Source organism: Salipiger sp. CCB-MM3 (genome assembly GCF_001687105.1).
Lineage (GTDB): Bacteria > Pseudomonadota > Alphaproteobacteria > Rhodobacterales > Rhodobacteraceae > Salipiger.
In genome coordinates, this window is record NZ_CP014598.1 from 53,338 (window position 1) to 66,555 (window position 13,218).

Sequence of the window (13,218 nt, forward strand, 5' to 3'; positions counted from 1 at the left end):
GCTCCAATCATAGGTTTATCCCCCACCAGCGAGGGGCAAATAGCTTTCCATCAAACTTCCGGCCAGCATGTACCAGCCGTCGATCAGCACGAAGAAGATCACCTTGAACGGCAGCGAGATCAGCACCGGCGGCAGCATCATCATGCCCGCGCTCATCAACACAGAGGCGACGATCAGGTCAATCACCAGAAACGGCAGGTAGATCAGAAAGCCGATCGAGAAGGCCCGCCGCAGTTCAGAGATCATGAAAGAGGGCACAAGTTCGCGCCAGCCGGCCGCCTCGGGCGTCGTAGGCACCGGACCCGGCTCCACCGCTGCGCCGCCGGCATCGCTGCGCGCAGCGTAGTCATGAAACAGCGCCAGATCCTTCTCGCGCGTGTTGACGTACATGAAGGCCTTGAAGGGCGCGCCGATCCGCTCCAGCGCCTGCTCTTCGGTGATCGAGTTCTCCATCAGCGGCCGCACGCCGCCGTCCCACGCATCCTCGAACACCGGCTGCATGACAAAGAAGGTCATGAACAGCGCCATGGCGGTCAGCACCATGTTGGGCGGCGTCTGATTGAGCCCGAGCGCCGAGCGCAGCATGGAAAAGACGATCACGAAGCGGGTGAAGCTGGTCATGATCACCAGAAGGCCCGGCGCCAGCGACAGCACGGTCATCGCCGCGATCAGCTGGATGATCCGTCCCGACAGCGTTGCCCGCTCGTCCGAGCCCGCCGGGGCGGAACTCAGCGCATCCCCGATCGCGCCCAGAAGATCCGAGCCCGCCGATTGCGCGTGCACGCTGCCCGCAGCCGCAAGAAACAGCCCCACCGCCAGAAGCAGGCAGGTCAGCACCGTTCCAAGCTGGCCGCATCGCTGGGTCATTCTTCGGACACGTAATCCTTGACGATCTCGATCAGCGAGACCCCAAGCCGGTCGTCCGGCAGCCGCACCAGATCGCCGCGCGCCACGAGGCGCTCGTTGATCATCACCTCGACCGGCTGGCCGATGCTCTTGTCGAGCTCGATGATCGAGCCCCGGCTGAGCTTGAGCAGCTGCGCAATCGGCATCCGGGTCTGGCCCAGCACGATCTGAACGTTCAGCCCGACGTTGAGCATCGCGTCGATGCCCTGACTGTCCGGTTTGCCCGGCGCGGGTTTGGGCGCGGCCTCGGCGCCGATCTCTTCCTGCTTGGTTTCTGCCTCGTCAGCCATCTCTTATTCTCCTGCCTGATCCTGCCCGATGGCAGCGTCGATCCGCGCCTTGCTGTCCTCGAGCGCGCCGAGGATCCGCTGACAGATGTCGTTGAAACTGTAGCTCATCACGCCGTGGTCCCATTCCGCCCGCACGTCACCGGCGGCGAGGGAGGGATCGGATTTCACTTCCAGACGCCCGCCAAAGCCCGACTGCCGGGCGATCCGATGCACCTCGGCGCTGGCGCGTTCCGTTGCCTCGGGGGCGAACCACAGCTTCAGCTCCGCCGCGCCAAGCGCCATGCGCACCGCGCTGCGGGCTTCCTGCGTGGCCTCCGCCTCAGACAGCGAGGCGCTGGCCGCCGGGGCCACCTGCCGCAGCACCGACAGGGCAAAGCCAACCATCTGCGCTTCGAGCACGGCGTGATGCGCGTCGGCATCGACATAGAGCGCCTGCAGCGCCGGAGCGACCGCCTCGAGCGCGCTCACCTGACGGGCGCTGGCGCTTTGCTGCGCCGCCTGAGAGGCTTCGTCGCGGCCCTGCGACAGCCCGGCCTCAAGCCCTTCGGCATGGGCCTTGGCCACCGCCGCGTCGAATTCGGCGCGGGTGTAGATCGCCCCGGCGCGGACCTGCTGGCCGCGCGCGGCGGCCTCTGCCTCGGCATCGAAATTACGGTCGAAGATGAAGCTCATGTCGCGGACCCTTCTGCCAGCCAGCTCTTCACCACTTTGATCGCGTCTTCGGGCTCACGTTCGATCAGCTCGCCCACGGTGTTGATCCAGCCGCGCTGCACGCCGCCCTGCACCGAAGCCACGGCCACCATCTCGTCGGACCCGTCGGGCAGCGGGTCGAGCACGGTGCCGCTGTGATAGACCGTCTCGTCGCGGTTGCCGCCCTGTTGCGCCGAATGAATGTGGGTGACGTTGTTCTGACCGGCCTGCCCCTGAGCGCCCTGAGCGCCCGGCAGGGCCGGGGCGGCGGGAGGGGCCGGAAGGCCGCCAGCGGCCTCGCCTTCACCCTCGTTGGCGACCATCAGGCGGTTCAGCGCCGGACGCACACCGAGGATCAGCACGGCGGCCACAAGCGCCAGCGCAAAGAGCCCGCGCAGGATGGTGCCGATATTCTCGGAAAGGATCTGCGTGAAGCTGCGCGAAACCGGCTCCCCCACGTCCATCGAGTAATCCATGAAGCGCAGGCTCACCACCTCGATGCTGTCTCCGCGCGCCTCGTCAAAGCCCATGGCGCTTTGCACAAGGGCTTCCAGCCGGTCCAGCTCTTCGGCGCTGCGCTCTTCGTATTCCACCGACCCGTCGGGCTGCACGTTGTAGATGCCGTTCACCAGCACCGCGACCGACATGCGCTCGACGTCACCGGGTTCGCGCACGGTCTCGACCTGCTTGCCGCCGATCTCGTAGTTGACGATCTCGTTGTTGGTGTTCGAGCTGTTGGTGTTGCCGCCGGGCACCGCGTCGGCCAGAGCGGCGGGCACGTCATCGGCGACACCGACTTCACCGCCCGCGGCACGCTGGTCCTGCGTCACCTCCTCGCGGGTCTCGGTCGAGCGCACAACCCGCTGATCGGGATCATAGCTCTGCTCGCGCACGACCTGCCGTTCGCTGGTGAGGTCGACGCTGACAGTGACCCGCGCGTTGCCCGCGCCGACCCGGGCCGAGAGGATCTGATTGATGCGCTGGCTCAGCCGGTCCTCGATCTGCGCCCGCGCCGATTGCAGCGACGCCTCGCTGCCCGCCTCGCCATCATCCGCAAGGATCGTCTCGCCCGACGCCGAGAGCACGGTGACCTGCGCAGGGGCGAGATCGGGCACGGCGGACGCAACCAGAGAGCGAATCGCGTGGGCTTGCTTCATGCCGATCTGCCGGGAGCCGCGCACGATCACCGAGGCCGACGGGGTAGGGCGCTCGCGGGTGAAAGGCTCGCGCTCGGGCAGCACGAGGTGAACTCGCGCGGCCTCGACCCCGTCGATTGTCTGGATCGAGCGGGCCAACTCGCCCTCCATCGCGCGCATCCGGTTCACTCGCTGCATGAAACTGTTCATGCCCAGCCCGCTCTGCTCGTCGAAGAGTTCCCAGCCCGGCGTGCCCTCGCTGGGCAGTCCAAGCGAGGCAAGCTCCATACGGGCACGCGCCATTTCTTCGGCGGGAACGCTGACGGCGGTGCCTGCGGTGTCGGTGCGGCTGCGGATGCCTGCTGCGTCAAGCGAGTCGACGATGCGGGCCGCATCCGCCGGATTGAGATCGCGGTAGAGCGAGACATAGTCGGGCGTGGTCACCACCGACAGGCCGAAAAACAAAGCAACAACAAGCGCTAGGCCCGTTCCGCCCAGCACCGACAGGCGCTTCCAGCCCAGCGATTTCAGATTTTCCAGTAGCGCCTGCACGTGTCTCGTTGTCCTGCCCTGTCACCCACAGCAAGAATAAACACAACTGTTCTTGATCATCAAGAACTATACCAGAGGTTCTGCTTGCTTAACGCGAAGAACCGGCCCATAATATTACAAGATTAACCCCCACTGCCGATGACGGTTCATGGCTGACGCAACAACAACGGAAAATGGGGCTGGCGGCGGCTCCAAAAAGGGCAAGCTCATCATTGGGCTTGCCGTTGCGCTTGCCTGCACGCTGGCCCTGCTGATCGGCCTTCTGGCCTCGGCCGGCCCGGGGCAGTTGATGTCGCTGATCACCGGAGAGCCCCCCGCAGCCGTTCCCGACGAGGCACATGGCGGCACCGACGCCCATGGCGCGCCGCAGGGCCCCGGCGCGCAGAGCCTCAGCGCCGACGAGCATATCGTCGTGCTGCCGTTTCAAGAGATCATCGTCAACATCACTGCGACCACGGCCACCGGGCGGCAGACCACGCGGTTCCTGAAGCTCAACCTCGCCATCGTTTATGACTCGCGCATCGCAGGCTCCGAGAAGATCGAGGGCCGCCAACTCTTCATGCGCGACAGTTTTCAGGATTATCTCCGGCAGCTCAACGAAAGCGATCTGCAGGGCTCGATCGGGCTGACGAAGCTGAAGGCCGAGCTGCTGCGCCGGGCGCGGGCGATCACCGACAGCGAAGCACCGCAGGAATTCCTCATCGCGGATCTCATCATCCAATGACCGAGCACAGCGAAATCACCATCGACACACGGGCGGTCGAAGAACTGATCGTCGAGCGCGCGAAACGCTCTTACACCCGGCTGCCCATGCTCGAGGTGGTCTTTGACCGCTTTGCTCTGTCGCTGGCGCAGGTGCTGAAAAGCTACCTCGGCGCGATGGTCGATGTGACGCTCAAACAGGTCGACTATTTGACCTGTCAGGACGCCATCGACGCGCTGCCCGATCCCTCGCTGATCGCCGTCACCGAGGCCCTTGAATGGAACGGTACGATCGCCGCGGTCATGCGCCCCGATCTGCTCTATTCGGTTCTGGAGATTACCTTCGGCGGACGCACCGTGCCGGAAAGCCCGCGCAGCGCCCGCAGTTTCACCGGGATCGAAAAGCGCGTCGGCAAGAGCTTTTGCGAGAAGACGCTGGGCGAGCTTTCGTCGGCCTTCGAGAAGGTCACGCCCGTGAAGTTCGAGGTTAGCCACCTCGAGACCAATCCCAAGGCGCTGCTTCTGGCGCCGCCGACCAGTTCCTGCGCGCGCGCGGTGCTCAGCCTCAACATCGAGGACCGGGTAAGCGAAATGGTCTTCCTGCTGCCCAACACCGCCTTCGACAGCGTCGGCGACGTGCTTTCGCAGAACTTCACCGGGGGCCAGCTTGGCGGCGACACGGGCTGGCGCCTGAAGCTCACCGAGAAGCTGGGCACCACGGCGATCCCGGTCTCGGCGGTGCTGGGGCAGGCGGTGATGCCGCTGCGCGACGTGCTGTCGTGGATGCCGGGGCAGGTGCTCGATCTGGGCATGCAGGTGGATGACCCGGTCACCATTTCGGTGATCGGCAAGGATATCGCGAAGGCCGAAGTGGGGCGCCGGAAGAACGGCAAGATCGCCCTCAAAGTTTCAGATAAATTGTACGAAGAAGAGGAATTGCCAGATGTCCTTCTTGATTGACATTGCCATTCTGGTGCTGCTCGTCGGAACGCTCACCTATGCGTGGGTCGTTGACCGCCGGGTGCGGGTGCTGATGGCGGCGCTCAAGGACCTCGAGCCGATGATCGGCAGTTTCTCGGCCGCGGTGGACAAATCCGAAAGCACGGTCACCGCCCTGCGCAGCGCGGGCGAGCAGGTCGCCGACCAGCGCGCGCGCCGCCAGCGTGAACCCGAGGTGTCCCGTGACGAGGCGCCCTCGTTCCGCACCACCCGCGAACGGCCGTCGCGGCCCAATGGCACGGCGTCTGTGTCTGGCAAATCCGAACTGGTGCGCGGGTTCTTCGAAACCGTGCGCAACCGCGAGGCCTGATGCCAATGCGACCGATATCCTTCGTCATGATCGGCCTTGCGGTCGCGGTGGTCTCGAAGATCGCCCTGACACTGGCCGAACAGCCGAAACTGGCGCTGCTCACCGACACGCCGCCAGAACCCGAGCAGACGCTCTTCGTCGGTGCGGCGGCGGCTGCGGCCAGCGAAGAGCCGGAACCCGCCGCCAAACCCAAGGTCAGCGCCGCCAGCGACGCGCCGCTGCAATGCGAAGACGGACCCGAGGAACTGCTGGCCGAGATCCGCGAAGAACGTGCGCTTCTGGTCTCCCAGAAAGAGCGCAACGACGCCCGCGAAGCCGAGCTCGATCTCGCGTCCGAGACGCTGGAGGTCGAACAGCAGCGGCTGGCCGACCTGAAGGTCGAACTCGATGGTCTGCTGGAGAAGGTGAAGGCCGCGCATACATCGGATGTGGACCGGCTGGTGGCGCTCTACCGGAACATGAAGCCCAAGGATGCGGCGGTGATCATGGACGATCTCGACATCGAGGTTTCCGTCATGGTGCTGGGCACGATGAACGAGCGCGACGCCGCGCCGATCCTTGCCGCGCTGAACCCGGTGCGGGCGCGGGCGATCTCGCAGATCATCCTTGAGCGTTCGAAGCTGCCGGGCGACCAGCGGCTCGACGACATCAAACTCTGAACGGGTTTCCCTCGTGAAAAGCGCCGGCTCACGCATGTGGGTCGGCGCTTTTTGCTGGGCTCGCGATCAGCTCGCCAGTTCGTAATAGGCCGCTTTCGCCTCGATCAGCGCCTCGTGCTTGCCGCGCTCGACCACACGGCCCTGCTCCAGCACCACGATATGATCCGCGTCGCGCACGGTATTGAGCCGGTGCGCGATGACCAGCGTGGTCCGCCCGACCGCCAGCCGAGACAGCGCCGCCTGCACCTCGCGCTCTGTCGTGCGGTCGAGCGCCGAGGTCGCCTCGTCGAGCAGCAGGATCGGCGGGTTCTTCAGAAAGACCCGCGCGATGGCCACCCGCTGGCGCTGGCCGCCCGACAGCATCACGCCGCGCTCGCCCACCACCGTATCGAGCCCTTTGGGCAGGGACTCGACCAGCGGGCCAAGCTGGGCATGCGCCACGGCGGCGAGGATGTCCGCTTCGGTCGCGCCGAGTTTGCCGTAGGCGATATTGTCGCGCAGCGTCCCGCCGAACAGAAAGACATCCTGCGAGACCAGCCCGATCTGGCTGCGCAGCGAGGCGAGGGTCATCTTGTGGACCGGCACACCGTCGATGCGGATCTCGCCGCCCGTGGGCTCGTAGAACCGTGGCAGCAGCGCCATCAGGCTCGACTTGCCCGCGCCCGAAGGCCCGACCAGCGCCACCGTCTCGCCGGGATGGATGTCGAGCGAGACATCATGCAGCACCCCGCGCGCACCGTCATAGGCAAAGCTGACCTGATCGAAGGTGATTTCGCCGCGAAATTTCGGGGCTTCCTGCGCGTCCGGTGCGTCAGCGATATCGGCCTCGGTTTCCAGCAATTCGGTGTAGCGGCGGAAGCCAGCGATGCCGCGCGGGTAGGTTTCCATCACCGCGGCGATCTTCTCCAGCGGGCGGAAGAAGACGTTGACCAGCAGCAGGAAGCCGACAAATCCGCCCTCGCTGAGCGAGCCACCAAAGACGAAGCCCGCGCCCGCCACCATCACCACCACCTGCACCAGCCGCATGCCGCCGTAATGCAGGGCGGTGAGCTTGGCCATGACACGGTACGCGTCGAGCTTGGTTTCGCGGTAGCGCCGGTTGTCCTCTTCGAAAAGCGCGCGCTCATGCGGCTCGTTCGAGAAGGCCTGCACCACGCGGATGCCGCCAAGGCTTTCTTCCAGACGCACGTTGAAGGCGCCGACCCTGCCATAGATCTCTTGCCACGCGCGGGTCATGCGCCCGCCGTAGACAGCCACCAGCCAGACCATCACCGGCACGATCACCAGCGTCATCAGCGCCAGCGGCAGATGGATCCACGCCATCAGGCCAAAGGCCCCGGCGAAGGTCATAATCGCGATAAAGAGATCCTCGGGGCCGTGGTGGGCGACCTCGCCGATCTCTTCGAGGTCGCGGGTCACCCGCGCCACCAGCTTGCCGGTCTCGGCGCGGTCGTACCAACGCCAACTGAGCTTGGTGAGATGGGCGAAGGCGCGGCTGCGCATCTCGGTCTCGATGTTGATGCCCAGCTTGTGACCCCAGTAGGTGACCACGATCATCAGCCCGGCGTTGACCAGATAGACCAGCACCAGCCCGATCGCCGCCAGAATGGTCAGCGTCCAGTCGCCCCCCGGCAGCAGATGGTCGATGAAGCCCGCGATGGCCAGCGGGAAAGCTAGCTCCAGCAGCCCCGAGGCGACGGCCGAGCCGAAGTCGAGCCAGAACAGGCGCATATGGGGGCGATAGTAGGCGAAGAACTGGCGAAGCATCCGGCTGTCTCCTGAGGCGGTATGGTCTTTCTACGGCAAAAGGCGCCGCACCTGTCGTGCGGCGCCCCGAAGTGTCAGCTGGCGCGGATCACCACTTGTAAGTCAGGCGCGCCTGCACCGTGCGACCGTCGCCATAGTAGCACCCGAAAGAGCCGCAGTTGGCCACATAGGCCTCGTCGGTCAGGTTGCTGACGTTGACCGAGACCTGCATGTCCTCGGTGATCGCATAGGCCGCCTGCAGATCGAGCAGCGTGACATCTTCCATATGGTAGGTGTTGGCCGCATCGCCGTAGCGCTCGCCGATGTAGCGCGCGCCACCGCCAACGGTCAGACCCGCCAGCACCGTATCGGGCGCAAAGCTGTAGTTGGCCCAGAGGCTGGCGTTGTGCATCGGCGCGTTCGGCAGATCGTTGCCCTCGTTGTCGCCCTCGGTCTGCTCGGCGAGGTTCCAGCTATAGGCACCGCGGAGGTTCCAGCCGTTGTCGAGATCGACCGAGCCTTCCAGTTCCAGCCCCTGCGAGCGCGCCTCGCCGATCTGATTGTAATCGCCCACGCCGTTCGCGTCGGTCGTCGCGGTCAGCAGGTTGGTCTGCTTGAGGTCATAGATCGCCGCGCTGAAGAAGCCGTTGAAGCCGAGCGGCTGGTATTTCACGCCCAGTTCCCACTGCTCGCCCTTGGTCGGCTCATAGGTGTTGCCGCTGTTGTCCGCCCCGATCTCGGGATCGAAAGAGGTGGCGTAGCTGACGTAGGGCGCAACGCCATTGGCGAAGACATAGCTCAGACCCGCGCGGCCAGTGGTGGCCTCGTCGTCCTGGTCAATTTCGGTCGCGCCGCCGAAGTTGTTCCAGTTGGTGCCTTCCTGGCTGGCCCAGTCGTGGCGCAGCGCCAGCGACGCGCGCCAGTTGCCAAAGGCCATCTCGTCCTGCGCGTAGATGCCGAATTGCTCGAGCGTCAGGTCGTTGGTCTCGACGTACCACGCATCGGAAAGGTTCGCGCCATTATAGGACGGGTTCGAGAAGCTGATGTCGTCGGCATAGGCAAAGCCGGTGGATTCCTTGATGCCGTAGCGGCGCAGGTCCATGCCGAAGAGCAGCGTATGCGCCACCGGGCCGGTGTCGACGGTGCCGGTGATCCGCGCGTCGAGGTTCTGGGTGAAGCTGTCCTCGGAGGTGATATTGGCGCCGCGGGTGATGGTGTCGCCGTCGGTCACGCCGTTGTTGACGTAAAAGCCCGTATAGTCCCAGTCGAACTTCTGGTAGCGGAAATTGACGTCCAGCTCCCAGTTCGCGCTCAGTTCCTGATTGAGCTCGAAGCCGAGGTTAAGCGTCTCGCGCTCGCTTTCATCGTCGCTGCTGTCGCCCGCGTAGAACTCGCGCAGGTCTTCATCGTCTGCATCGCCGATCAGATCATAGGGCACACCGGCCGGGGTGATCGGGCTGTCCTTCAGCCACGAGCCGAGGAACTGCAGCGAGGTGCCTTCGGTCGGCTCCCAGCGGGTGGCAAGGCCGAGGTACTTGCGGGAATTTTCCAGGTCCTCGACGTCTTCCTCGCTGTCGCGCGCCACGGCGGTGACGCGGGCGGCGAAGGTGTCGCTGAAGGCGTGGTTGTAGTCGATGAAGCCTTCGGTCGCCTTGGGATCACCGAGACCAACGCCGACCTCGCCGAAGCTGAGGAACTGCGCGCGCTTCTGGATCTGGTTGATCACGCCGCCGGGAATGCCAGCACCATAAAGCACCGAGGCCGGGCCCTTCAGCACTTCGACACGCTCCAGCGAATAGATCTCGAAGGCAGGCGCCCCGAAGTCGCGCAGCAGCCGCAGGCCGTTGAGATATTGCGCGTTGCTGCCATCAAAGCCGCGGATGGTCGGCGCATCGAAGCGCGGGTCGGTGCCATAGGGCTGCGCCAGCAGGCCCGAGGTATAGCCCAGCGTGTCGCCCAGAGTGGTGGCGCCCTGATCCTCGATCTGCTCGCCGGTGATCACCGAGATCGACTGCGGCGTCTCGAGGATCGGCGTACCGGTTTTGGTGGCGGTCTGCGCGGTGGTCGCGACATAGCCCGGCACCGGATCCGAGGGATCATATTCGCCTTCAAGAACGATCTCGCCGAGATCGAAGAGGTCTGCGGTGGATTGCGCCTGCGCCGCGCCGGCAATGGCGATCAGGCTGGCGCTGGCCATAAAGGACAGGCGGAGGGTGCTGGTCATGTCACGTCCCACGATACGGATGTCTGTTTTGATTTTCCGAGCATTTAACTCGGGAAATCATCGCTCGCTTGAACCAGACCGTCGCGATTTGACGAAATCGCGCTCAAACGCGCCCGCCGCCATGCTCCGGGCGTCACGCCATGGGCGCTGCGGAAGGCTCGGGTGAGATGCGCCTGATCGGCAAAGCCCACTTCGGCGGCGATCTCGGCAAGCGGCATGGGGCTGTCGGTCATCAGCGCCATCGCCGCCTCCAGCCGCAATTGCGTCAGCCAGCGTTGCGGCGTGGTGCCGAGGCTTTGCTTGAAGGCGCGGGTCAGCCAGCTTTCCGACAGGCCCGCCAGTTCCGCCAGTTCCGCCACCTCGATCCGGCGGTGCAGCGCCGCGACGGCATGGCTGCGCAGATCGCGGATCACATGCGGCGCAAGGCCGCCGCGGCGCGGGGCCTGCTCGGTCACGCCAAGGTCGAGCACTTCGCAAAGCAGGGCCGACAGCAGCCCGTCGAGCATCATCTCGGGCCGGGCAGGGGCCTGCACCTCATCGGCCAGCATCGCCGCCAGCGCCGCAGCGCGGGTGCCGCCGGAGAGGAAATGCGCACGCTCCATCTGCGATCCGCCCCCGGGGGCGCGCAGCCGCTGCGCCAAGGGGCCCGCCTCCAGATGCAGATCGAGATGCGCATAGTCCCGACCCTCGGTCAGTTCGCTCCAGAGCGGCATCCCCGCTGGAATGTAGAAGGCGGCGATCCCTTCCATCCACGCCGCATCCGGGCCGGTGCGCAAGCGCAGCGCGCTGTCCGGCGCGCCCAGAAATACCACCAGCCGCGGATCGGGAGAGCTGTAGAATCCGCCTCCGCCCGCCTCGCCCCGCACGTGCCAGACATCGGCGATCGCACCGCCCCAGCGCCGCCAGCGCAGGGGGCGCAGCGGGTGGATGGCTCGGGTCTGAGAGGTCATGCGAGGCATGAAGGTCATGGCGGCCTGCATCGAAGAAGGGTGGTGGCCGGGCTGGGCCGGGACCCCGCGGAGCGTCGTGGAGAGGATCCCGCACGGGCCGACAGGTCCGTAGGGTCACCCCGCCATATCCTTTCCTGAGTAGTTTGGTCAAGCAACGGACCTTCGCGCTGCCCCATCCAGCCTTTTCGCGGCTCGATTCGGCTGATCCTGTCGCACCCCGCCCTGCGGAACCGCGCGACGCGCCCGCGTTTTGCACAATTTCAATGCATCTTTTGCCCGTGGCACAGCCAAGCTCCCGCTGCGCCGTTGCGGCAACCGGCATTTTCATACCAATTGGTTTGATCACTTGCTATGAGCCGACATAGAGCAGCGCAGGCAAGCACACTGGGCAATCAGAGTGGGCAGACAGATGAAGGGGCACGCATGAAACGATACTGGGCCGATTACAGCAGCCGCGAGTTTGCCGCGCTCGACCGCGAGAAGCTGGTTGCAGTGCTACCTCTGGGCGCCATTGAACAGCACGGCCCGCATCTGCCCATGTCGGTCGACAGCTGCACGGTGAACGGCGTGGTCTCACGCCTTGCCGAGACGCTGCCGGAGACCAGCCCGGTCGTCTTCCTGCCCACGCAGACAATCACCAAGAGCAATGAGCACAGCGCCTTTCCCGGCAGCCTGACGCTTTCGGCCGAGACGTTGCTGCGCGCATGGACCGAGATCGGCGCCTGCGTCGCGCGCTCGGGCGTGCGCAAGATCGTCCTGCTCAACGGGCACGGCGGCAATATCCCCGCCATGGACATCGTCGCCCGCGAGCTGCGCGAGAAGCACCAGATGATGGCCTTTGCCCTGAGTTGGTTCGCCGCCGGGATGCCCGAGGGGGTCTATTCCGAGCGTGAGCGCCGCCACGGCATTCACGCGGGCGACATGGAAACCTCGGTGATGCTGACGCTGGACCCTGCGAACGTCGACATGTCGCAGGCCCGTGATTTCCCCTCTCAGGCAGAGGTCTGGGCGCAGGAGACCCCTTCGATCGCGCTGCCCGGACCGGCGAAACCGGCGTGGCTGACGCAGGATCTCAGTAGCGCAGGAGCCTGCGGCGAGGCACATCTCGCCAGCGCCGAAAAAGGCGAGGCGACGCTCGATCACGCGGTGACACAGCTCACACGGATCTTCGACGAGATCGACCGCGCGCCGCTGTCGCGCCTTGATGCGCATCCCGACTGGTAAGGAGCCCGCCATGCCCCTCGACACCTCCGCCACCCCCTCTGTGCAGGCCGCCGCGCAGATCGAGATGTCCCACGTCTTCAAGCGTTTCGACAATGGCACGCTGGCGCTGCAGGACATGGACCTCACCATCCGGCAAGGCGAGTTCGTCAGTCTTCTCGGGCCCTCAGGCTGCGGCAAGTCGACGGCGCTGCGGATGATCTCGGGGCTGCTGGCACCGTCCTCGGGCCAGATCACCGTCAACGGCCACGCCCCCGGAGAGGGCGTGCAGGGCGGCGATGTCAGCTTCGTCTTCCAAGAGCCGACGCTGATGCCTTGGGCCACGGTCTTCGACAATGTCTATCTGCCGCTAAAGCTGCGCGGGCTCAGCCGCCGCGAGGCTGCAGCGCAGGTGACCGAGGCGCTGGAGATGGTCGGGCTTGCGAAATTCGCCGAGAGCTACCCGCGCGAGCTGTCGGGCGGCATGAAGATGCGCGTCTCGATCGCCCGCGCCATGGTGACGAAGCCCAAGCTGCTGCTGATGGACGAGCCCTTTGCGGCGCTCGACGAGATGACCCGCTTCAAGCTCAACAACGACGTGCTGAACCTCTGGCGGCGCAACGGGCTGACGGTGATCTTCGTGACCCATTCGGTGTTCGAGAGCGTCTACCTGTCGAGCCGCGTCGTGGTGATGGCGCCGCGTCCGGGCCGCGTGGTGCACGACGTGGCGCTGCCCGATGCCTCTGCCCGCGACGCGCACTACCGCACCACGCCTGAATATGCCGAGACCTGCCGTCTCGTCTCCGATGCACTGGAAGGGACCATGGACGATGTCGACCTCAACCACTGACCCC

The 13,218-nt window shown here is 65.4% G+C and carries 13 protein-coding genes; 6 read left to right on the forward strand and 7 right to left on the reverse strand.

Annotated elements, in window-relative coordinates; genetic code table 11:
- Positions 1-15: 15 nt before the first annotated feature.
- The 4 genes from fliP to fliF are packed head-to-tail and all read right to left on the reverse strand — an operon-like array spanning position 16 to position 3,574.
- Positions 16-867 (reverse strand): flagellar type III secretion system pore protein FliP, encoded by an 852-nt coding sequence (gene fliP / locus AYJ57_RS22145; protein ID WP_066111161.1) that lies wholly within the window; start codon positions 865-867, stop codon positions 16-18.
- A complete protein-coding gene (locus tag AYJ57_RS22150) occupies positions 864-1,196 on the reverse strand; it encodes a FliM/FliN family flagellar motor switch protein (RefSeq protein WP_066111163.1) in 333 nt (110 codons plus the stop codon). The genes fliP and AYJ57_RS22150 overlap by 4 nt, the downstream gene beginning before the upstream one ends.
- Before the next feature lie 3 nt (positions 1,197-1,199).
- Complete coding sequence (locus AYJ57_RS22155) at positions 1,200-1,868, reverse strand: FliH/SctL family protein (protein ID WP_066111166.1); 669 nt, start codon at positions 1,866-1,868, stop codon at positions 1,200-1,202.
- Positions 1,865-3,574, reverse strand: a complete 1,710-nt coding sequence (gene fliF, locus AYJ57_RS22160) for a flagellar basal-body MS-ring/collar protein FliF (protein WP_066111168.1) — start codon at positions 3,572-3,574, stop codon at positions 1,865-1,867. The genes AYJ57_RS22155 and fliF overlap by 4 nt, the downstream gene beginning before the upstream one ends.
- A 148-nt stretch (positions 3,575-3,722) precedes the next feature.
- On the opposite strand from fliF, the gene AYJ57_RS22165 reads away from it, so the two are divergent.
- The 4 genes from AYJ57_RS22165 to AYJ57_RS22180 are packed head-to-tail and all read left to right on the forward strand — an operon-like array spanning position 3,723 to position 6,244.
- Complete coding sequence (locus AYJ57_RS22165) at positions 3,723-4,298, forward strand: flagellar basal body-associated FliL family protein (RefSeq protein ID WP_066111170.1); 576 nt, start codon at positions 3,723-3,725, stop codon at positions 4,296-4,298.
- Entirely contained in the window at positions 4,295-5,236 is a 942-nt protein-coding gene (locus AYJ57_RS22170; RefSeq protein WP_066111172.1) for a flagellar motor switch protein FliM, read from the forward strand. Before AYJ57_RS22165 ends, AYJ57_RS22170 begins: the two co-directional genes overlap by 4 nt.
- Entirely contained in the window at positions 5,220-5,585 is a 366-nt protein-coding gene (locus AYJ57_RS22175; protein ID WP_066111174.1) for a flagellar motor switch protein, read from the forward strand. Before AYJ57_RS22170 ends, AYJ57_RS22175 begins: the two co-directional genes overlap by 17 nt.
- A gap of 5 nt (positions 5,586-5,590) precedes the next feature.
- Entirely contained in the window at positions 5,591-6,244 is a 654-nt protein-coding gene (locus AYJ57_RS22180; RefSeq protein WP_066111176.1) for a MotE family protein, read from the forward strand.
- 66 nt (positions 6,245-6,310) lie between these two features.
- On the opposite strand, the gene AYJ57_RS22185 is transcribed toward AYJ57_RS22180, so the two are convergent.
- The 3 genes from AYJ57_RS22185 to AYJ57_RS22195 form a co-directional block, all read right to left on the reverse strand.
- Positions 6,311-8,011, reverse strand: coding sequence for an ABC transporter ATP-binding protein (locus tag AYJ57_RS22185; RefSeq protein WP_066111178.1), 1,701 nt, complete (start codon positions 8,009-8,011; stop codon positions 6,311-6,313).
- Positions 8,012-8,099: 88 nt separating this feature from the next.
- On the reverse strand, positions 8,100-10,214 hold the full coding sequence (locus AYJ57_RS22190) for a TonB-dependent receptor (RefSeq protein WP_066111180.1): 2,115 nt from the start codon (positions 10,212-10,214) through the stop codon (positions 8,100-8,102).
- 44 nt (positions 10,215-10,258) lie between these two features.
- Positions 10,259-11,182 carry a helix-turn-helix domain-containing protein gene (locus tag AYJ57_RS22195; RefSeq protein ID WP_066111479.1) on the reverse strand — a complete coding sequence of 308 codons (924 nt, stop codon included), beginning with the start codon at positions 11,180-11,182 and terminating at the stop codon, positions 10,259-10,261.
- Positions 11,183-11,587: 405 nt separating this feature from the next.
- Here AYJ57_RS22195 and AYJ57_RS22200 point away from each other — a divergent pair, with 405 nt between their 5' ends.
- Together AYJ57_RS22200 and AYJ57_RS22205 are read left to right on the forward strand one after the other, a co-directional pair.
- Positions 11,588-12,388: a creatininase family protein gene (locus AYJ57_RS22200; RefSeq protein ID WP_066111182.1), complete on the forward strand. Its 801-nt coding sequence runs from the start codon at positions 11,588-11,590 to the stop codon at positions 12,386-12,388.
- Between the two features lie 10 nt (positions 12,389-12,398).
- On the forward strand, positions 12,399-13,214 hold the full coding sequence (locus AYJ57_RS22205; RefSeq protein WP_066111184.1) for an ABC transporter ATP-binding protein: 816 nt from the start codon (positions 12,399-12,401) through the stop codon (positions 13,212-13,214).
- The last annotated feature ends 4 nt before the right edge of the window (positions 13,215-13,218 follow it).